Here is a 17,920-nt window from a genome sequence, read left to right as displayed (position 1 = left end):
AACGTAGGAGCGAGCGCAGCTCGCGATGCGCCGCGCGGGCGGCGCTCGGTCGCACAGGCGAAACAAACGTCAAGGCGGACACCTAGCCGCCTCAACATCCCCCCATCAAGGCAGCAACACAGTCGACCCCACCGTCCTGCGCGCCGACAGCTCCGCCTGCGCCTTGGCCGCCTCGCTCAGCGGATACCGCTGCTGGATATCCACCACCAGCTTGCCGCTGGCAATCATCGCAAACAGGTCATCGGCCATGGCCTGGGTGTTCTGCGCGTTGTTGGCGTAGGTCGCCAAGGTCGGCCGGGTCACGTACAGCGAGCCTTTCTGCGACAGAATTCCCAGGTTGACCCCGCTCACCGCACCCGAGGCATTGCCGAAGCTCACCATCAAACCCCGTGGCTGCAGGCAGTCCAGCGAGGTCAGCCAGGTGTCGGCACCCACGCCGTCATATACCACCTGGCACTTCTTGCCGTCGGTCAGCTCCAGCACGCGCTGGGCGACGTCTTCGTGGCTGTAATCGATGGTCGCCCATGCACCCAGGGCCTTGGCGCGTTCGGCTTTTTGCGCGGAGCTAACGGTGCCGATCAACTTGGCACCCAGCGCCTTTGCCCACTGGCAGGCCAATGAGCCCACGCCGCCCGCCGCCGCATGGAACAGGATCACGTCGCCAGGCTGTACGGCGTAGGTTTGCTTGAGCAGGTACTGCACGGTCAAACCCTTCAGCATTACCGCTGCGGCCTGCTCGAAGCTGATAGCGTCCGGCAGTTTGACCAGGTTGGCCTCTGGCAGCGTGTGCACCTCACTGTACGCCCCCAGTGGGCCACCAGCATGGGCCACCCGGTCGCCCACCTTGAGGCGGGTAACGCCCTCGCCCACGGCTTCCACCACACCCGCCGCCTCGGTACCCAGGCCTGATGGCAGGGCGGGTGGCGCGTACAGCCCGCTGCGGAAATAGGTATCGATGAAGTTCAGGCCGACTGCATGGTTGCGCACGCGCACTTGTTGCGGGCCGGGCGCGGCGGGCTCGAACTCCACCCACTGCAGCACTTCAGGGCCGCCGTGCTGGCTGAACTGGATACGCTTGGCCATCTGCTACTCCTGGTTTCGGGATCGGGAAAGGCCTTCTATCGGACGCCTTTGCTTGACTGCCGTCAACTGCGGTGTGCCGGCCGGCGATGGTATGCTACGCGCGAATTCTTCCCTGCCCGTTCCTGGTGACCCGATGATTAGCCGCACCGAGGCCGTGAAAGCCTACCTGCTCGACCTGCAAGACCGCATTTGCTCTGCCCTCGAAACCGAAGACGGCGGCGCCCGCTTCGTCGAGGACGCCTGGGTGCGCGAAGCCGGTGGCGGGGGCCGTACGCGGGTGATTGGTGACGGTCAGGTGATTGAAAAGGGCGGGGTCAACTTTTCCCATGTGTTCGGCACCGGCCTGCCGCCGTCGGCCAGTGCCCACCGCCCTGAGCTGGCCGGCCGTGGCTTCCAGGCGCTGGGCGTATCGTTGGTGATCCACCCGCACAACCCACATGTGCCCACCTCCCACGCCAATGTGCGCTTTTTCATTGCCGAGAAAGAAGGTGAAGAGCCGGTGTGGTGGTTCGGCGGTGGCTTCGACCTCACGCCCTTCTACGGCATCGAAGAAGACTGCATCCACTGGCACCGCGTGGCAGAGCAGGCCTGCGCGCCGTTCGGTGCCGACGTTTACCCCCGCTACAAGGCCTGGTGCGACCGCTACTTCCACCTCAAGCACCGCGGCGAGCCACGGGGCATCGGCGGCCTGTTCTTCGATGACCTCAACGAATGGGACTTCGACACCTGCTTCGCCTTCATCCGCGCCATCGGTGATGCCTACATCCAGGCGTATGTGCCAATCGTGCAGCGCCGCAAGGCTATGGCCTACACCGCGCAGCAGCGCGAGTTCCAGGAGTTCCGCCGTGGCCGTTACGTGGAATTCAACCTGGTGTATGACCGTGGCACGCTGTTTGGCCTGCAATCGGGCGGGCGTACCGAATCGATCCTGATGTCGCTGCCGCCCCAGGTACGCTGGGGTTACGACTGGAAGGCCGAACCGGGTACCGAAGAAGCGCGCCTGACCGATTACTTCCTGCAAGACCGTGACTGGCTTGGCCAGTAAGCCCGTGGCAACCCAAGGAGCCGTCATGGACCAGTACGTTGTGTTTGGCAACCCCATTGGCCACAGCAAGTCGCCACTTATCCACCGCCTGTTTGCCGAGCAGACCGGCGAATACCTGGAGTACGCCACCTTGCTGGCACCGCTGGACGCGTTCAGTGATTGCGCCTGGGGTTTCTTCAAACAAGGCAGCGGTGCCAACGTCACGGTACCCTTCAAGGAAGAGGCCTACCGCCTGTGCGACAGCCTCACACCCCGTGCCCAGCGCGCCGGTGCGGTGAACACCCTCAGCAAGCTGGAAGACGGCACGTTGCAGGGCGATAACACCGATGGCGCTGGCCTGGTGCGTGACCTTACGGTGAATGCGGGGGTTGAGCTGGCCGGCAAGCGCATCCTTATCCTGGGTGCCGGCGGCGCCGTGCGGGGTGTACTGGAGCCGCTGCTGGCGCACAAGCCGCAGTCGGTGGTAGTCGCCAACCGCACCGTGGAAAAGGCCGAGCAACTGGCGCATGAGTTCGATGAACTTGGCCCGGTGGTGGCCAGCGGTTTTGCCTGGCTGCATGAGCCGGTGGACCTGATCATCAACGCCACCTCGGCGAGCCTGGCAGGTGAGCTGCCACCGATTGCCGACAGCCTTGTCGAGGCGGGGCGTACGGTCTGCTACGACATGATGTACGCCAAGGCGCCCACGCCGTTTTGCCAGTGGGCAGCCAACCTGGGCGCGGCGAAGGTGCTGGACGGCCTGGGCATGCTGGCCGAGCAGGCGGCTGAGGCGTTCTTCATCTGGCGTGGTGTGCGGCCTGATACTGCACCGGTGCTGGCGGAGTTGCGCCGGCAGCTGGCGCGCGGTTGAGGGTGCCCGGGGCTGCTTTGCTGCCCCTTCGGGCTGAGGCGCTCATTCTGCGAAACGTATGGGGCACCGGTCGGCGCCTTCCAGCTTCTGCAAATCTTCGACTACGTGCGTCTTGGCGTGATGCAGGGTCAAGCTGCCACCTAGCCGCTGCAGGCGCCGCGCCTCCCGGTGCAGCATATCCACACCCGAGTAGTCGATGAAGTTCACCTGCCGGGCATCGATCACCACATGGGGCCCCTGGCAGCGTTGCAACCTCACCTGCAGGTAATGCGCCGCGCCAAAGAAGATCGACCCGCCCACGCGCAGCACATCCGCGTCCCCTTCCCGGCTCTGCTGCACCCGGGGCCGGGAGGTGCGCTTGAGGTAGAAGAACAGCGACGCCAGTACCCCGGCGTAGATGGCTGTCTGCAGTTCGAGCAACAAGGTGGCTGCGGCGGTCAGTGCCATCACCAGGAACTCCGAGCGGCTGACGCGCAGCAGTGCGCGTATTGCCTTGTGGTCCACCAGCCCCCAGCAAATCAACAGGATGCTACCGGCCATGGCCGGGATGGGCAGCTGCGCGATCAACCCTGCCCCCGTCACGGCGAACACCGCCACCCACAGCGCCGAAAACACGCCTGCCATGGGCGAGCGAGCGCCGGCCTCGTAACTCAGGCCCGAGCGGGTGAACGAGCCGGCAGACAGGTAGCCCGAGCAAAAGGCGCCAGCGATGTTCGACAGGCCCTGTGCGCGGATTTCCTGGTCGGGGTCGATCATCTGCTCCGAGCGTGCCGACAGCGAACGGGCAATCGACAGGCTGGTCACCAGCCCCAACATGCCCACCGCCACAGCACTGGGCAGCAGCCGCAGGATCAGTTCCACATCAAGCAGAGGCAGTGGGCTGAACGGAGGCAGTTGCCCGGCGAACGCTGCCACACGTGGCACATGGCCGAAGTACCCTGGCAGCACCCAGGCCAGCACGCTCACCACCACCAGGCTGATCAACAGGCTGGGCAAGCGCGGGCGCCAGAGCTTGAGGGTGACGCCCAGCACCACCGTGGCCAAACCCAGCAGCAAGGATGGCAGGTCTATCTCCCCGGCGTGGTGGGCCAGTTCCTGAACGGTCTTCAATGCGGTGGCCTGGCTGGCCAGGTCCATGCCGAGCAGGTTGGGCAATTGCCCCAAGGCAATCACGATGGCTGCGCCGAGGGTGAAACCCAGTACCACGGAATGGGAAACGAAGTTGACCACTGCCCCGAACCGCAACAGCCCCAGCAGCAACTGAAAAACGCCGCCAAGGAACGTCAGCAGCAGCACCAAGGTCACGTAGTCGGCGCTGCCAGCCACGGCCAGTGGGCTGATGCTGGCGTAGAGCACCACGGAAATGGCAGCGGTAGGCCCGCAGATCAGGTGCCAGGACGAGCCCCACAGGCAGGCGACCAGCACGGGGACGATGGCGGCGTACAAGCCGTACTCGGCGGGCAAGCCGGCGATCAATGCGTAGGCAATGGATTGTGGCAGGGCCAGGATTGCACCGCTCAGCCCCACCAGCAGGTCCTGGCGCAGGCTGCGACCCGATTGACGGGGTAGCCAGCTCAGGAACGGCAGCAGGTGCAGAATGCGATGCATGAGTTATCCACAATGTTAGAAAAAACCTGGCCCCCACAGATACCCCACACTACGGGGTATTACAGCTTGGCTTTGACAGCCTCCACGGCATTGCCATCAGCTTTGGTTGTAACCCCGGCCAACCACCCGTCCAGCAACTCGGGGTGCGCTTTGACCCAGGCCTTGGCGGCTTCATCGAAGCTGATCTTCTGGTCCAGCACATTGGCCATGATGCTGTTTTCCATGTCCAGTGTGAACTTCAGGTTACCCAACAGCTTGGCAGCATTGGGGCACGCCTGTGGATACCCTTTGCGCGTTAGCGTGTAGACATCGCCTTTGCTGCCAAACCATTGCTCGCCCCCTGTGAGGTAATGCATGTTCAGCTTTACGTTCATGGGGTGGGGTGTCCAGCCCAGGAAGGTGATGAACTGCTGCTTTTTCACCGCGCGATCAACCTGCGCGAGCATGCCCTGCTCGCTGGATTCCACCAGCTTCCATTGCCCCAGGTTGAACGCGTTCTTGTCGATGATCTCTTTCAGCGACAGGTTGGCCGGCGCCCCGGAGCCAATGCCATACAGCTTCTTGTCGAATTTGTCGGCGTGCTTTTGCAGGTCGGCGAAGTCCTTCACCCCGGCATTCCACACGTAGTCCGGCACTGCCAGGGTGAACTCGGTGCCTTCCAGGTTGCGCGAAAGCTGTAGAACATCGCCGTTGGCGACGAACTTGTCATGAAAACCTTGATGCGCTGGCATCCAGTTGCCGAGGAAGGCATCGACTTGCCCATCCTTCAGGCCGCCGTAGATGATCGGTACGGCCAGGCTGTCGACCTTGACCTTGTAGCCCAGGCTTTCCAGCAGCAGGCGTGCGACGGCATTGGTGGTGGCGATATCACTCCAACCGGGGTCGGCCATTTTCACGATGGTGCATTGGTCGCTGCTGTCAGCGGCGTGAGCGGTGACGGTGCCCAGGCCGATGGCCAGGGTCAACACGGTAGCGGAGAACTTGTGCATGGCGGCCTCTCTTCTCAATCCATGGGTGCGGGCTGTGGGTAACGTGCCTTGCGCTCGAGGTCATCGAGATCGATGTGGTTACGCATGTACTGTTGGCTGGCGTCCACCATGGGTTGGTGGTCCCAGCTTTTCAGTTTGCCGATGGCCAGTGCCTGGGCGACCAGGCGACGGCGGCGCTGGCTGGCCAGCACCTGCTGGCGCAGGGCGGGTATGTCCCAGCGCTGGCGGGCTTCCTCGACAAATGCCTGCAGCAGCGCCTGATGGTCCGGGCTGCCGGTGAGATTCTCCCGCTCGTGCGGGTCGTGGCTCAGGTCATAGAGTAAACAAGGGTCGTCTTCGCTGTACACGAACTTGTAGGCACCACGGCGGATCATCATCAGCGGGCCCACGGTGCCTTCGGCCATGTATTCGCCAATCACTTCATCGTGGCCGCCGTGCCCTTGCAGGTGGCCAAGCAGGGAGCGGCCATCCAGGTGCAGGTTTTTATCCACAGCACCACCGGCCAGCTCCACCAGGGTGGGTAACAAGTCGCAGGTTGATACAGACGCATCGACATGGGCAGGCTTGAAGCGCTTTGGTGCATGGACCAGCAGGGGCACCCTGGCGGACATCTCGAACCAGTGCATCTTGTACCAGAGGCCGCGCTCGCCAAGCATGTCGCCGTGGTCGCCGGAAAACACGATCAGCGTGTCATCGGCCAAGTTGCATTCTTCGAGGGTTTGCAGCAGCTGGCCGATGTTGTCGTCGATGTAGCTGCAGGCGCCGAAGTAGGCTCGGCGGGCATCGTGGACCTTCTCTTCAGGCAACGCCTTGTTCCAGAGGTCGTACACCTTCAGCAGGCGCTGCGAATGCGGGTCCAGCTCTGCCTGGCTGAACTCGGCGCGGGGCATGGGGATATCCACACCTTCGTAGCGGTCCCAGTAGCGCTTGGGAATGGTGTAGGGATCGTGCGGGTGGGTCATGGACACCGTCAGGCAGAACGGCCGGCCGTCGCTTTCACGTACATGGTCGTACAGGTACTGGCGGGCTTTGAACACCACCTCATCATCGAAATCCAGCTGGTTGGTGCGCACGCACGGCCCAGCTTGCAGCACCGACGACATGTTGTGGTACCAGCTGGGGCGCACGTCGGGCTCGTCCCAGTTCACTGCCCACCCGTAGTCGGCCGGGTAGATGTCGCTGGTCAACCGTTCCTCATAGCCGTGCAACTGGTCGGGGCCGCAAAAATGCATCTTGCCCGACAGCGCCGTGCGGTAGCCCAGGCGGCGCAGGTAGTGGGCATACGTGGGCACGTCAGCGGGGAAGTCGGCGGCATTGTCGTAGGCGCCAATCCGGCTGGGCAGCTGGCCACTCACCAGGGTGAAGCGCGAGGGGGCACACAGAGGGCTGTTGCAGTAGGCCGAATCGAATACCACGGCCTGCTCGGCCAGGCGGCTGAGGTGGGGCATCTGGATGGGGGACGGGCCGTAGATGGGCAGCAGCGGCGCCGCCATCTGGTCGGCCATGATGAACAGGATATTGGGGCGCGTCATGGGAAGCTTCCATCGTCGAGGGTTATGCGAACCGCTTGCGTACCAAGATGCGACTGTGGATAACATGGGTAAAGCCCATGGCGGGCAATGACTGGGATTAGCTGCGCTTATGTTTGAGCACTTGGCCGACGTGTCGCTGGATACCTTGCGCGTGTTCGAGGCGGCAGCGCGATTGCGTGGGTTTACCGCAGCCGCGTTGGAGCTGGGCACTACTCAGCCAGCGGTCAGCCAGCAGGTTAAACGGCTGGAGGCGCAGCTAGGCACCCGCTTGTTCGACCGCATCTATCGCGGCATCGAGCTAACCGAGGCTGGCCAACTGCTGTTCGAGCACGTGAGCCAGGCCATGTACACGCTGGATGACGGGATCGCCCAGGCCAGTGGGCGCCACCAGCGCGAGCTGTTGCAGGTAGCGACCGATTTTGCTTTCGCCGCCTTTTGGCTGATGCCCCGCCTGCAGCGTTTTCATGAGGCTTATCCACAGGTGGATGTCAGCCTGGTGACCGGGGAACGCAGCCAAGGCATGCTGCGCCCGGACATCGATGTGGCTGTGCTGTTCGGCGATGGCCGCTTCCGCCAGGGGGAAAGCCGCTGGCTGTTCGATGAAGAGGTTTTCCCCGTGTGCAGCCCTGGGCTGATCGGTGGCAAACCCTTGTCAGCCGAGGCTTTGCAACGTTTGCCCCTGTTGCACCTGAAGGGCGAGCAGTCCAGCCGCTGGTTCGACTGGGCGGGGGTGTTTCATGGGTTGGGTGTGGCCAGCCCGCCGCCGCCGGGGCAGCTACGCTTCGACAACTACACACTGCTGATTCAGGCTGCCATTGCCGGGCAAGGGGTGGCGATCGGCTGGGGGCACCTGGTGGACAGCCTGGTGGACCAAGGCCTGCTCTGCCGGCCATTGCAAGGCAGCCTGCGGTCGGCACGCGGGTATTACGCCGTGCTGCCGCCGCGCAAGCGCCGTGGTGCGCTGATAGAACGCTTTGTAAGCTGGTTGGAGCAGGAGCGCGAGCGGTGATTTCCAAGGCGCTCATCGGTTTTGGCCGGGTATAGTCATGGCCATTGCAGCAGCGGAGGTAAGCATGCAGAGAATCAAGGGTTACCACGCCCACGTTTATTACGATGCCGCCACCCTGGAGCAGGCCCGTGAGCTCTGCGAGGAAGCCGCGCGGCTGTTCCCGGTGAGCATGGGCCGCCTGCACCAGAAGCGAGTGGGGCCGCACCCGGACTGGAGTTGCCAGCTGGCGTTCGAGCCAGAAATCGTCGGCGTGGTGTTGCCGTGGCTGGCGCTCAACCGCAAGGGGTTGGTGGTGTTCATGCACCCGCTGACCGGGGATGAGCTGGCCGACCACCGCGACCATGCGATCTGGATGGGGGCGGTGCGCCCGCTGGACCTTTCGCTATTCGGTGGGTAATGCCCGGGCGGCCCTTACTGCCAGCTTACTGGCAGTAAAGGCAAGCCAGCTTAGCGACGCGCGCTGCGCACGCCTTCGGCCAGCGCCGCACACAGGCTGAGCACGTCATCTACAGCCTGTTCCGGGCGCTCGGCCTGGGCGATCTTGTCCACCAGTGCCGAACCCACTACCACGCCATCGGCCAGGCGTGCGATGGCGGCGGCCTGCTCGGGTGTACGAATGCCGAAACCAACGCTGATCGGCAGTTCGGTGTGCCGACGCAGGCGCGCGATGGCTTCGCTGACGTGCTCGGTTGTGGCCGAGCCTGCGCCGGTCACGCCTGCTACCGATACGTAGTAGACAAACCCGGAACTGCGCTCCAGTACCCGTGGCAGGCGCTGATCGTCGGTGGTCGGGGTGGTCAGGCGGATGAAGTCGATGCCGGCAGCCTGGGCGGGGCTTGCCAGTTCGGCGTCGTGCTCCGGCGGCAGGTCGACGATGATCAGGCCATCGACACCGGCTTGCTTGGCCTGGGCCACGAAGGTTTCGACGCCAAAGCGGTGGATCGGGTTGTAGTAGCCCATCAGCACGATGGGCGTGGTCTGGTTGCCGGTACGGAATTCACGCACCATCTGCAGCGTCTTGGCCAGGGTCTGCCCGGCATCCAGGGCGCGCAGGGTTGCCAGCTGGATGGCCACACCGTCAGCCATCGGGTCGGTGAACGGCATGCCCAGTTCGATTACGTCCGCGCCCGCTGCGGGCAGGCCCTTCAGAATTTGCAGCGATGCATCGTAGCCCGGGTCGCCGGCGGTGATGAAGGTGACCAGTGCCGAGCGCCCTTCGGCTTTCAGCTCGGCGAAGCGTTGTTCAAGACGGCTCATGCCTGTTTCTCCTGGGCGGCCATGTGGCTCATGACGGTTTGCATGTCTTTGTCGCCGCGGCCCGAGAGGCACACGACCATCAGGTGATCCTTGGGCAGGCTGGGCGCGCGCTTGATGGCTTCGGCCAGGGCGTGGGCGCTTTCCAGGGCCGGGATGATGCCCTCCAGGCGGCAGGAGGCATGGAATGCATCCAGCGCCTCGTCATCGGTGATGCTGACGTACTCCACCCGCTTCACTTCGTGCAGGTAGGCATGCTCCGGGCCGATGCCGGGGTAGTCCAGGCCTGCGGAAATGGAGTGGGCATCGGTAATCTGGCCGTCGGCATCCTGCAACAGGTAAGTGCGGTTGCCATGCAGCACGCCCGGTACGCCCCCGTTCAGGCTGGCAGCGTGCTTGTCGGTGTGCACGCCGTGGCCACCCGCTTCAACGCCGATGATCTGCACGCTGGGTTCTTCAAGGAATTCATGGAACAGGCCCATGGCATTGGAGCCCCCGCCGACGCAGGCGACCAGGCTGTCGGGCAGGCGGCCTTCCTTTTCCTGCAACTGGGCGCGGGTTTCCTTGCCGATGATCGACTGGAAGTCGCGGACCATGGCCGGGTACGGGTGCGGGCCGGCTACGGTGCCGATCAGGTAGAAGGTGTCTTCCACGTTGGTGACCCAGTCACGCAGCGCCTCGTTCATGGCGTCTTTCAGGGTGCCGGTGCCGGCGGTGACCGGCACGATTTCAGCGCCCAGCAGGCGCATGCGGAACACGTTGGCCTGCTGGCGCTCGATGTCGGTGGCGCCCATGTAGATCACGCAAGGCAGGCCGAAGCGCGCCGCCACGGTGGCCGTGGCCACACCGTGCATGCCAGCGCCGGTTTCGGCGATCAGGCGCTTCTTGCCCATGCGCTTGGCCAGCAGCACCTGGCCGATGCAGTTGTTCACCTTGTGGGCGCCGGTGTGGTTCAGCTCTTCACGTTTGAAGAAGATTTTTGCACCGCCGCAGTGTTCGGTCAGGCGTTCGGCAAAATACAGCGGGTTTGGCCTGCCGATGTAATCGCGCTGGAAGTACGCCAGCTCTTCGAGGAATGCAGGGTCTGCCTTGGCCGCTTCGTACTCGCGGGCCAGGTCCAGCACCAGCGGCATGAGGGTTTCGGCCACGTAGCGGCCACCGAACGAGCCGAACAGGCCGTTGGCGTCTGGGCCGGGGCGGTACTGGGACTGGGTCATGAGGCGCTCCAAGGCATATCGAATGAATGATGGGCTTTACTGTAACCACGGCAGGCGCCGCTGAAAACCGATAAGATTGCGCAAACTTGTCAGAAAAACTCACAGGTAACATGGCCCAGGATCTTCCTCCCCTCAATGCCCTGCGGGCATTTGAAGCCACTGCCCGGCTTAACAGCGTAAGCCTGGCGGCCGAAGCGCTGCATGTGACCCATGGTGCGGTAAGCCGGCAGATCAAGGTGCTGGAGACGCACCTGGGCGTTGCCCTGTTCGTCAAGGACGGGCGCGGTATCAAACTCACAGATGCCGGCATTCGCCTGCGCGATGTGAGTGGCGAAGCCTTTGACCGGCTGCGCAGCGTGTGCGGTGAGCTTGGCCGCGAGAGTGACCAGGCGGCGTTCGTGCTCGGCTGTTCAGGCAGCCTGCTGGCGCGCTGGTTCATACCCAGGTTGGGGCGCTTGAAGGCTGACTTGCCGGAGTTACGCCTGCACCTGTCAGCCGGTGAGGGTGACCTGGACCCGCGTCGCCCCGGCCTGGATGCCCTGTTGGTGTACGCCGAGCCACCATGGCCTGCCGACATGCACGTGCATGTACTGGCCGAGGAACGTATCGGGCCGGTGCTCAGCCCACATTTTGCCGGCTTCTCACGGCTGCAAGGGGCGCCCGTTGACCGCTTGCTGGACGAAGCGCTGCTGCACACCACATCGCGCCCACAGGCGTGGCCGACCTGGGCGATGGAGCAAGGGCTGGACCCAAAGGGTATCCACTATGGCCAGGCGTTCGAGCACCTGTACTACTTGCTGGAAGCTGCCTGCGCGGGGCTGGGCGTGGCGATTGCGCCGCAGGCATTGGTGGCGGATGACTTGCGTGCTGGCCGCTTGAGCGCGCCATGGGGGTTTACGCGTACACCCGCAGCATTGGCGCTGTGGGTGCCACGGCGCGCCGCAGATGGGCGCGCCGAGCAGCTGGCGCGTTGGCTACGCGCCGAATTGGCCAGGCAGAGCGCTTAGTTGCGCTTGCACAGCAGGTAGGCCGCCAGCAGGCCCAGCGCACCAATGGCGACGCCGGCGGTGGTGTAGGGGTGTTCCTGGGCATAGTCGCGGGTGGCGATGCCGGTTTGACGGGTGCGGTGTTTCACTTCTTCGTAGGCGTCGCTTACCAGGCTACGGGAATGGCGCAGTGCTGTTTCGGCGTTGCTGCGGATGGCCTTCAGGGATTTCTGCGACTCTTCCGAGGCGTCGTTCTTGAGGTTTTCCAGGCTTTTCAGAAGGCTCTCGATCTCGGCTTCCATGCTTTCCAGGGATGTTTTTCGCAGCGAGTTGCGTGGCATGTTGACTCTCCTTCGCGTTGTGGGCTGTAGAAAATGCGACTGCTGCGTGAGGCGAAAGTGCGATCGAACTTTCTGTTGGTTTATCGGCTCGCAGGTAAACCAGGCCTGCCTGCCAGGCTCCAGGTCAATATCCGAGGAGAGAGCACATGTCCGATCACCACACGTACAAAATGGTCGAGTTGGTAGGTTCGTCCACCAGCAGCATCGAGGACGCGATCCAGAATGCACTGGCGGAGGCGTCCAAGAGCATCAAGATGCTCGAATGGTTCGAGGTGGTCAGTACCCGTGGGCATATTCGCGACAACAAGGTCGAGCACTTCCAGGTCACGCTGAAGGTCGGTTTCCGCATCACCAACAGCTGACACATTTCCAGGCTGGAAGCGCCTGGCGCTATGGGGTATCAATACGGGAGGCGCCTGACCGGGCGCCTTTTCCGATTTCATTGCACAAGGAAAGCGAGTAATGAACAAACTGATTCTGGCGCTGGGCCTGATGAGCCTGGCCGGTGGCGCGCTGGCGGCTGGCAAGCCTTGCGAGGAGCTCAAGGCTGAAATCGCGGCCAAGCTGGATGCCAAGGGTGTGCAGGGGTACTCCCTGGAAGTCGTCAACAAAGGCGAGCCCGCAGGCAAGGTGGTAGGCAGCTGTGAAGGCGGCACCAAGGAAATCGTGTACCGCCGCAGCTAACGTCGCCGTCAATCGCCGGCAAGCCGGCGATTGGCAGGGGTCAATGGCCCGCTCGCAACGCCTGCGCCAGCAATTCATACGACCTGATGCGATCCGCATGCTCATACAGGTCGCACGTGAACATCAGCTCATCTGCCCCCGTCTGCTCCAGCAGCACCTCAACCTTGGCTCGGACTTTCTGCGGGCTGCCTATCATCGCCAGGCCCAGGAAGCTGCCAACCGCATCGCGCTCATGGGGTAGCCACAAGCCGTCCATGCTCTCGACCGGGGGCTTTTGCATCAGGCTCTGCCCACGGATCAGTGACAGGATGCGCTGGTACACCGAGGTCGCCAGGTATTCGGCTTTTTCGTCTGTTTCCGCCACCACCATGGGGATACCCAGCATCACGTAGGGCTTGTCCAGCGCAGTGGATGGCTTGAAGTGGTTGCGGTACACACGAATGGCCTCATGCATGTAACGCGGGGCAAAGTGCGAGGCGAACGCATAGGGCATGCCGCGCATGCCTGCCAGTTGGGCACTGAACAGGCTGGACCCGAGCAGCCACATGGGCACTTCGGTGTCATACCCTGGCACGGCGATGACCTTCTGGTCGTCGGTGCGCGGGCCCAGGTAGCGTGCCAGTTCTTCTACGTCCTCCGGAAAGTCGTCCGCGCTGCCGGCACGGTCGCGGCGCAGCGCATAGGCGGTCATCTGGTCGGACCCCGGCGCGCGGCCCAGGCCCAGGTCGATGCGCCCCGGGTAAAGGCTGGCCAGCGTGCCGAACTGCTCAGCCACCACCAATGGGGCATGGTTGGGCAGCATGATGCCGCCAGACCCCACGCGGATGCGCGAAGTACCGCCCGCCAGGTAACCGATCAGCACCGAGGTGGCCGAACTGGCGATGCCGTCCATGTTGTGGTGTTCGGCTACCCAGAAACGGTTGTAGCCAAAACGCTCGACGTGCTGCGCCAGGTCCAGCGAGTTGCGCAACGACTGGGCTGGGCCAGCGTCGGCTCGTACCGGTACCAGGTCGAGGGTGGAAATGTTCAGATCACGCAACTGCGTCATGGAGCCTCCGCAAAAAGTGGTTGGCCAGAAGCCTTATTGACTGTGTATGGGCGCAATCGTTGGATTCAATGCCTGCGGTCAGATTGCGCTGAACTCTCACGCAGCAGCGTGCCTCTGAACCCTTAGGTATGTAACCAATGACCAGGAGGCATCATGAAAAAGACAGCATCGGCGATCTGGCAAGGTGGTTTGAAAGACGGTAAAGGCCTGCTTTCTACCGAAAGCGGCGCCCTCAAGCAGAACCCCTATGGTTTCAACACCCGCTTCGAAGATACCCCGGGCACCAACCCGGAAGAATTGATCGGCGCTGCGCACGCGGGCTGCTTCTCGATGGCCCTGTCGATGATGTTGGGCGACGCAGGTTTGACGCCTGAGCGTATCGACACCGCTGCAGAAGTCACGCTGGACAAGCAGCCGGATGGTTATGCGATCACGGCTGTTCACTTGGTACTGAGGGCCAAGGTGCCCGGTGCAAGTGCCGAGCAGTTCGAGGAAATCGCCAACAAGGCCAAGGCCGGTTGCCCGGTATCCAAAGTGCTTAACGCAAAAATTACCCTGGATGCCAGCTTGGTTGGCTGATGCATGAATCGGGGGCGGTTTGCGGTAATCTAGCAACCCTCGGCAGCATCGCTGCCACTACAGGAGCCGCCCCCATGATTCGCCTCGCAGTCGCTGTTCTCGCCTCTTTAACTGCAACCTGCACATTGGCAGCGGTAAAGCCCTGCGAAGAGCTGAAAGCCGAGATCGAAGCGAAGATCCAGGCGCAGGGCGTTGCGTCGTACACGCTTGAAATCGTGCCGAACAGCGAGGTGCAAGACCCCAACATGGTGGTCGGTACATGCAACGGCGGCACCCAGAAGATCATCTACCAAAAAAACGATCAGTAACCGCACACGTTATCGCGGCGGCCATGCCGTGGGTCAGGGGATACAAAAGACCTGGCTCGGCTTGTTCACCACTACCGTGCGGCTGGCGTCATAAAGCAGTACCTGCGGCTCCATCACCGGCGCCCGCGCTTCCAGCCGGTAGCGTTCCCCCGCCTTGAAGTCGTTGAAGCGCACGGTCAGGTAGCAGGTTCGTTCCCTGGGGTCGGTGGTAAAGCCGCCTGCGTAAATCTCGTAATCGAAGCGCACCACCAGTTCATGCTTGCCGGGGGTTACCTGGAAGTAGCGGCCATCGTCCAGGCGCTTGCCATCGAGCCGATCAGCCATGATGACCCTGCCAGGGGTCATGGTGTACAAGTCGACCCAGGCTTGCTTGGGGTCTACCGGGGGCAGTGGGCTGGCGCAAGCGCCCAGTGCACTGAGGGCGATCAGCATCATGGGCTGGCGCATGGCGGGTTTCTCATTTGCAATGTACAGGCTGTAAGCATAGCGCCGTTGCGCGCTTCAGGTACGTTGGCAACCCGCTGGCAGCCCTTGGCCAACCAGTTTTTGCTGGTGGTCATACAGTTTGATCCACGGCCTGAAGCCAATGCTGCCCGCCTGCAACTGGTAACGCTGGCCGGCATTGAAGTCGTTGAATGCCAGCTTGACCTGGCAATCCCGCCACAGCGGCTCCTTCACAGGCCCGATATTGCTGGGCGTGACCGGGAACTGATAGCGCACCGTCAGCTCATGGTTACCAGGCTGCACTTCGAAATAGCGGCTGTCGGCCCAGTCGCGCTCATCTACCTGGAGCGCATCCAGGGAAGTATCTTTGCGGGGTTCAAGGTCGATCCAGGCCTGGTTCGGGTCAGGGTCCGGCAAGGTGGAGCAGGCCGAAACCATCAGCAGTGACCCAGCAACCCATAGTGCACGCATGGCGAATTTCCCCTTTGGCGAGATAGTCTTCAGGCAAACAGGCCGTGAGTGAATCAGGATGGTTGAACGTTCACATTTGCAGCGCTCAGGCCCTGGGCCACTCGACCGCGTTTTCACCCTGTTGGTTCCGCTGCTGGCAGCTGCACTGCTGAACGGCTGCACCAGTGCCCGCTATTACGGCCAACTGGCCGAGGGGCAGTGGGCGCTGTTGCGTGCGCGCCAGCCGGTGGCACAGGTGGTGGCTGACCCCGCCACACCTTCCGCATTGCGCGCCCGCCTGCTGCACGCGCAGCAAGCGCGGGACTTCGCCAGCCAGCAGCTGCACTTGCCCGACAACCGCAGTTACCGGGTGTACGCCAACCTGGGCCGCCCGTTCGTGTTATGGAATGTGTTCGCCACCCCCGAGCTCTCCCTGCAACCCGTTACCCACTGTTTTCCAATCGCGGGCTGCGTGGCCTATCGGGGCTACTATCGCCAGGGCGCCGCCCGCGGGGCGGCGGCGTTGATGCGCGAGCAGGGCCTGGATGTGTATGTCGGCGGCGTCGAGGCTTATTCGACACTGGGCTGGTTCGACGACCCGATCCTGTCCTCCATGGTGGGCTGGAGCGATGAGCGGCTGGCCACGCTGATTTTCCACGAGCTGGCCCACCAGCGTGTCTACGTGCAGGATGACACGGCGTTCAACGAGTCGTTTGCGACCTTCGTCGAGCAGCAAGGCGCGCGCCAATGGCGGCTGGCAAGGGGGCTGGCAGCCGATGGCGAACAGCAGGGGCAGCAGCGTGAGCAGTTCATCCGCCTGGTGCTGGCCAGCCGCGAGCGCCTGCAGGCCATTTACAGTGGCCCGCTGGACGATGTGCACAAGCGCTTGGCTAAACAGGCCGAATTCCAGCGCCTGAGGCGCGAATACCGGCAACTGCGTGACAGCCAGTGGTCAGGCGACGCCCGCTACGACGCCTGGGTATACGCCCCGCTGAACAACGCCAAGCTCCTGCCGTTTGGGCTGTATGACCAGTGGGTGCCCGCGTTCACCGCGTTGTTCCAGAAGGTGAACGGCGACTGGGCCCGTTTTTACCTGGAAGTCGAGCACCTGGCACGCCTGCCTGCAGCGGCCAGAACAGCCGCACTACAGCAGCTAATGCCCGCCGCTCAGGCCTTGGCGAACGCCTGATGCATCTCGGCCAGCGTGGCGAAGTGGAAGGATGGCGACTCAGCCATCAGCTCCTGCTGGCTACCAAAGCCATACCCCACCGCCACGGCCTGCACCCCGTTGCTGCGTGCCCCGATCAGGTCATGCTTGCGGTCGCCGATCATCAGCGTTTGTGCCGGGTCCAGGCCTTCTTCGTCCAACAGATGACGAATCAGCTCGACCTTGTTGGTGCGGGTGCCGTCCAGCTCGCTGCCGTAGATCACTTTGAAATGGCGGTCGAACGCAAAGTGCCGGGCAATTTCGCGGGCGAACTCCCAGGGTTTGGAGGTGGCGATGAACAGGGTTCGCCCCTGCGCATTCAAGGCCTCGAGCAACTCGGGCACGCCCTCGAACACCTGGTTTTCGTATAGCCCGGTCACGCGGAAGCGTTCCCGGTAAAAGTTGACCGCCTCCCAGGCCTTGGCCTCGTCGAATTCATAGAATTGCATGAATGCCTGCAGCAGCGGCGGGCCGATGAAGTGCTCCAGGCGCACCAGGTCGGGTTCATCGATGCCCAGCTTGGCCAGCGCGTACTGGATGGAGCGGGTGATGCCCAGGCGCGGGTCGGTGAGGGTGCCGTCGAGGTCGAACAGGATGTTTTGTTGGTGCATGTATACCGTTCCGCTTGTGTGCTGTATGGCTTTTTCGCGGGTAAACCTGCGAGGCGGTCATTCTGGTTGGTCGTAGCCTTCGGCCAGGTGCTGGTCCTTGAGCTTCACATAGTTGCCCGCGCTGTAGGAAAAGAACGCGCGCTCCTGATCGTTCAGCAGCCGTGCCTGCTTCACCGGGCTGCCCATGTACAGATAGCCGCTGACCAGCCGCTTGCCCGGTGGCACCAGGCTACCGGCACCGATGATGACTTCGTCCTCGACGATGGCACCGTCCATGATGGTGCTGCCCATGCCCACCAGAATGCGATTGCCCAGGGTGCAGCCATGCAACATGACCTTGTGGCCGATGGTGACTTCGTCGCCGATGATCAGCGGGAAGCCATCCGGGTTGAACGGGCCGGCGTGGGTGATGTGCAGCACGCTGGCGTCCTGCACGCTGGTGCGCGCGCCGATGCGGATGCGGTGCATGTCGCCCCTGACCACCGTCATGGGCCACACCGAGCTGTCCTCACCGATCTCCACGTCCCCCAGCACCACCGCCGAGCGGTCCACGAAGGCCCTGGCGGCGAGCCTTGGCGTATGTTGCCGGAAACTTCGAATGGCCATGATAGCCTCCCTCATCTGTGCCGATAGGCTGGCTGCCTGCTGCGGTCGGCGTCGATTGTAATTAAGATG

The 17,920-nt window shown here is 63.1% G+C and carries 22 protein-coding genes; 10 read left to right on the top strand and 12 right to left on the bottom strand.

The genetic code is table 11. The annotated features are described in order from the left end of the window. Window positions 1-105 precede the first annotated feature (105 nt). Window positions 106-1,083, bottom strand: coding sequence for an NADPH:quinone reductase (locus tag IAE36_RS13105; RefSeq protein WP_201212802.1), 978 nt, complete (start codon window positions 1,081-1,083; stop codon window positions 106-108). A gap of 133 nt (window positions 1,084-1,216) precedes the next feature. On the opposite strand from IAE36_RS13105, the gene hemF reads away from it, so the two are divergent. Both hemF and aroE read left to right on the top strand, forming a co-directional pair. Further along, window positions 1,217-2,128, top strand: a complete 912-nt coding sequence (gene hemF, locus IAE36_RS13100) for an oxygen-dependent coproporphyrinogen oxidase (protein ID WP_201212801.1) — start codon at window positions 1,217-1,219, stop codon at window positions 2,126-2,128. A gap of 25 nt (window positions 2,129-2,153) precedes the next feature. After that, entirely contained in the window at window positions 2,154-2,978 is an 825-nt protein-coding gene (aroE, locus tag IAE36_RS13095) for a shikimate dehydrogenase (RefSeq protein WP_201212800.1), read from the top strand. A gap of 42 nt (window positions 2,979-3,020) precedes the next feature. Here the strand turns inward: aroE and IAE36_RS13090 are convergent, their stop codons facing one another. Genes IAE36_RS13090 through betC form a run of 3 tightly spaced genes read right to left on the bottom strand, consistent with a single transcriptional unit; the run spans window position 3,021 to window position 7,107 of the window. Next, the gene (locus IAE36_RS13090; protein WP_201212799.1) at window positions 3,021-4,586 is read right to left on the bottom strand and encodes a SulP family inorganic anion transporter; all 1,566 of its coding nucleotides are present in this window, start codon (window positions 4,584-4,586) and stop codon (window positions 3,021-3,023) included. 59 nt (window positions 4,587-4,645) lie between these two features. Next, entirely contained in the window at window positions 4,646-5,575 is a 930-nt protein-coding gene (choX, locus tag IAE36_RS13085; RefSeq protein WP_201212798.1) for a choline ABC transporter substrate-binding protein, read from the bottom strand. A 14-nt stretch (window positions 5,576-5,589) separates the two neighbouring features. Further along, window positions 5,590-7,107, bottom strand: a complete 1,518-nt coding sequence (gene betC, locus IAE36_RS13080; protein ID WP_201212796.1) for a choline-sulfatase — start codon at window positions 7,105-7,107, stop codon at window positions 5,590-5,592. A 109-nt stretch (window positions 7,108-7,216) separates the two neighbouring features. On the opposite strand from betC, the gene IAE36_RS13075 reads away from it, so the two are divergent. Beyond that, on the top strand, window positions 7,217-8,116 hold the full coding sequence (locus IAE36_RS13075) for a choline sulfate utilization transcriptional regulator (RefSeq protein ID WP_201212795.1): 900 nt from the start codon (window positions 7,217-7,219) through the stop codon (window positions 8,114-8,116). 64 nt (window positions 8,117-8,180) lie between these two features. Then, entirely contained in the window at window positions 8,181-8,513 is a 333-nt protein-coding gene (locus IAE36_RS13070) for a DOPA 4,5-dioxygenase family protein (RefSeq protein ID WP_201212794.1), read from the top strand. Between the two features lie 50 nt (window positions 8,514-8,563). Here the strand turns inward: IAE36_RS13070 and trpA are convergent, their stop codons facing one another. Further along, on the bottom strand, window positions 8,564-9,373 hold the full coding sequence (trpA, locus tag IAE36_RS13065; RefSeq protein ID WP_201212793.1) for a tryptophan synthase subunit alpha: 810 nt from the start codon (window positions 9,371-9,373) through the stop codon (window positions 8,564-8,566). Next, window positions 9,370-10,587 carry a tryptophan synthase subunit beta gene (gene trpB / locus IAE36_RS13060; protein WP_028633162.1) on the bottom strand — a complete coding sequence of 406 codons (1,218 nt, stop codon included), beginning with the start codon at window positions 10,585-10,587 and terminating at the stop codon, window positions 9,370-9,372. Before trpB ends, trpA begins: the two co-directional genes overlap by 4 nt. A 110-nt stretch (window positions 10,588-10,697) precedes the next feature. Between trpB and IAE36_RS13055 the strand changes: the two genes are divergently transcribed. Then, window positions 10,698-11,594: a LysR family transcriptional regulator gene (locus IAE36_RS13055; protein ID WP_201212792.1), complete on the top strand. Its 897-nt coding sequence runs from the start codon at window positions 10,698-10,700 to the stop codon at window positions 11,592-11,594. Here the strand turns inward: IAE36_RS13055 and IAE36_RS13050 are convergent. Beyond that, window positions 11,591-11,914 carry a DUF883 family protein gene (locus IAE36_RS13050; protein ID WP_028633160.1) on the bottom strand — a complete coding sequence of 108 codons (324 nt, stop codon included), beginning with the start codon at window positions 11,912-11,914 and terminating at the stop codon, window positions 11,591-11,593. The genes IAE36_RS13055 and IAE36_RS13050 overlap by 4 nt on opposite strands. Window positions 11,915-12,060: 146 nt before the next feature. Here IAE36_RS13050 and IAE36_RS13045 point away from each other — a divergent pair, with 146 nt between their 5' ends. Both IAE36_RS13045 and IAE36_RS13040 read left to right on the top strand, forming a co-directional pair. After that, entirely contained in the window at window positions 12,061-12,276 is a 216-nt protein-coding gene (locus IAE36_RS13045) for a dodecin (protein WP_201212791.1), read from the top strand. A gap of 100 nt (window positions 12,277-12,376) precedes the next feature. Further along, window positions 12,377-12,598, top strand: a complete 222-nt coding sequence (locus tag IAE36_RS13040; protein ID WP_028633158.1) for a DUF1161 domain-containing protein — start codon at window positions 12,377-12,379, stop codon at window positions 12,596-12,598. A gap of 40 nt (window positions 12,599-12,638) precedes the next feature. Here IAE36_RS13040 and IAE36_RS13035 read toward each other — a convergent pair whose 3' ends face one another. Continuing rightward, window positions 12,639-13,646 (bottom strand): LLM class flavin-dependent oxidoreductase, encoded by a 1,008-nt coding sequence (locus IAE36_RS13035; protein ID WP_201212790.1) that lies wholly within the window; start codon window positions 13,644-13,646, stop codon window positions 12,639-12,641. 153 nt (window positions 13,647-13,799) lie between these two features. On the opposite strand from IAE36_RS13035, the gene IAE36_RS13030 reads away from it, so the two are divergent. Together IAE36_RS13030 and IAE36_RS13025 are read left to right on the top strand one after the other, a co-directional pair. Further along, window positions 13,800-14,225: an OsmC family protein gene (locus tag IAE36_RS13030; RefSeq protein WP_028633156.1), complete on the top strand. Its 426-nt coding sequence runs from the start codon at window positions 13,800-13,802 to the stop codon at window positions 14,223-14,225. A gap of 74 nt (window positions 14,226-14,299) precedes the next feature. Next, window positions 14,300-14,533, top strand: coding sequence for a DUF1161 domain-containing protein (locus IAE36_RS13025; protein ID WP_028633155.1), 234 nt, complete (start codon window positions 14,300-14,302; stop codon window positions 14,531-14,533). Between the two features lie 33 nt (window positions 14,534-14,566). On the opposite strand, the gene IAE36_RS13020 is transcribed toward IAE36_RS13025, so the two are convergent. Together IAE36_RS13020 and IAE36_RS13015 are read right to left on the bottom strand one after the other, a co-directional pair. Next, window positions 14,567-14,980 (bottom strand): PA0061/PA0062 family lipoprotein, encoded by a 414-nt coding sequence (locus IAE36_RS13020; protein ID WP_028633154.1) that lies wholly within the window; start codon window positions 14,978-14,980, stop codon window positions 14,567-14,569. Between the two features lie 54 nt (window positions 14,981-15,034). Further along, complete coding sequence (locus tag IAE36_RS13015) at window positions 15,035-15,448, bottom strand: PA0061/PA0062 family lipoprotein (protein WP_201212788.1); 414 nt, start codon at window positions 15,446-15,448, stop codon at window positions 15,035-15,037. Window positions 15,449-15,524: 76 nt separating this feature from the next. On the opposite strand from IAE36_RS13015, the gene IAE36_RS13010 reads away from it, so the two are divergent. Continuing rightward, window positions 15,525-16,616: an aminopeptidase gene (locus tag IAE36_RS13010; RefSeq protein ID WP_201212805.1), complete on the top strand. Its 1,092-nt coding sequence runs from the start codon at window positions 15,525-15,527 to the stop codon at window positions 16,614-16,616. Here IAE36_RS13010 and IAE36_RS13005 read toward each other — a convergent pair. Both IAE36_RS13005 and IAE36_RS13000 read right to left on the bottom strand, forming a co-directional pair. After that, the gene (locus IAE36_RS13005; RefSeq protein ID WP_201212786.1) at window positions 16,595-17,245 is read right to left on the bottom strand and encodes an HAD family hydrolase; all 651 of its coding nucleotides are present in this window, start codon (window positions 17,243-17,245) and stop codon (window positions 16,595-16,597) included. The two genes, IAE36_RS13010 and IAE36_RS13005, sit on opposite strands and share 22 nt — an antisense overlap. 57 nt (window positions 17,246-17,302) lie before the next feature. After that, complete coding sequence (locus tag IAE36_RS13000; RefSeq protein WP_028633150.1) at window positions 17,303-17,851, bottom strand: gamma carbonic anhydrase family protein; 549 nt, start codon at window positions 17,849-17,851, stop codon at window positions 17,303-17,305. Window positions 17,852-17,920: the final 69 nt, after the last annotated feature.

The organism is Pseudomonas sp. S36, from assembly GCF_016647875.1.
Taxonomy (GTDB): Bacteria; Pseudomonadota; Gammaproteobacteria; order Pseudomonadales; family Pseudomonadaceae; genus Aquipseudomonas; species Aquipseudomonas parafulva.
Note: the sequence above shows the minus strand (reverse complement) of the source record. Positions and strands in the feature narration are given on the sequence as shown.

Bases quoted from the DNA above. Each gene is read 5' to 3' on its own strand.
- IAE36_RS13090 (WP_201212799.1), bottom strand. From the start codon at position 4,586: ATGCATCGCATTCTGCACCTGCTGCCGTTCCTGAGCTGGCTACCCCGT.
- IAE36_RS13045 (WP_201212791.1), top strand. From the start codon at position 12,061: ATGTCCGATCACCACACGTACAAAATGGTCGAGTTGGTAGGTTCGTCC.
- IAE36_RS13015 (WP_201212788.1), bottom strand. From the start codon at position 15,448: ATGCGTGCACTATGGGTTGCTGGGTCACTGCTGATGGTTTCGGCCTGC.
- IAE36_RS13030 (WP_028633156.1), top strand. From the start codon at position 13,800: ATGAAAAAGACAGCATCGGCGATCTGGCAAGGTGGTTTGAAAGACGGT.
- IAE36_RS13105 (WP_201212802.1), bottom strand. From the start codon at position 1,083: ATGGCCAAGCGTATCCAGTTCAGCCAGCACGGCGGCCCTGAAGTGCTG.
- IAE36_RS13075 (WP_201212795.1), top strand. From the start codon at position 7,217: ATGTTTGAGCACTTGGCCGACGTGTCGCTGGATACCTTGCGCGTGTTC.
- betC (WP_201212796.1), bottom strand. From the start codon at position 7,107: ATGACGCGCCCCAATATCCTGTTCATCATGGCCGACCAGATGGCGGCG.
- IAE36_RS13020 (WP_028633154.1), bottom strand. From the start codon at position 14,980: ATGCGCCAGCCCATGATGCTGATCGCCCTCAGTGCACTGGGCGCTTGC.
- IAE36_RS13000 (WP_028633150.1), bottom strand. From the start codon at position 17,851: ATGGCCATTCGAAGTTTCCGGCAACATACGCCAAGGCTCGCCGCCAGG.
- hemF (WP_201212801.1), top strand. From the start codon at position 1,217: ATGATTAGCCGCACCGAGGCCGTGAAAGCCTACCTGCTCGACCTGCAA.
- IAE36_RS13070 (WP_201212794.1), top strand. From the start codon at position 8,181: ATGCAGAGAATCAAGGGTTACCACGCCCACGTTTATTACGATGCCGCC.
- IAE36_RS13040 (WP_028633158.1), top strand. From the start codon at position 12,377: ATGAACAAACTGATTCTGGCGCTGGGCCTGATGAGCCTGGCCGGTGGC.
- IAE36_RS13025 (WP_028633155.1), top strand. From the start codon at position 14,300: ATGATTCGCCTCGCAGTCGCTGTTCTCGCCTCTTTAACTGCAACCTGC.
- trpB (WP_028633162.1), bottom strand. From the start codon at position 10,587: ATGACCCAGTCCCAGTACCGCCCCGGCCCAGACGCCAACGGCCTGTTC.
- IAE36_RS13005 (WP_201212786.1), bottom strand. From the start codon at position 17,245: ATGCACCAACAAAACATCCTGTTCGACCTCGACGGCACCCTCACCGAC.
- IAE36_RS13050 (WP_028633160.1), bottom strand. From the start codon at position 11,914: ATGCCACGCAACTCGCTGCGAAAAACATCCCTGGAAAGCATGGAAGCC.
- IAE36_RS13055 (WP_201212792.1), top strand. From the start codon at position 10,698: ATGGCCCAGGATCTTCCTCCCCTCAATGCCCTGCGGGCATTTGAAGCC.
- trpA (WP_201212793.1), bottom strand. From the start codon at position 9,373: ATGAGCCGTCTTGAACAACGCTTCGCCGAGCTGAAAGCCGAAGGGCGC.
- choX (WP_201212798.1), bottom strand. From the start codon at position 5,575: ATGCACAAGTTCTCCGCTACCGTGTTGACCCTGGCCATCGGCCTGGGC.
- IAE36_RS13035 (WP_201212790.1), bottom strand. From the start codon at position 13,646: ATGACGCAGTTGCGTGATCTGAACATTTCCACCCTCGACCTGGTACCG.
- aroE (WP_201212800.1), top strand. From the start codon at position 2,154: ATGGACCAGTACGTTGTGTTTGGCAACCCCATTGGCCACAGCAAGTCG.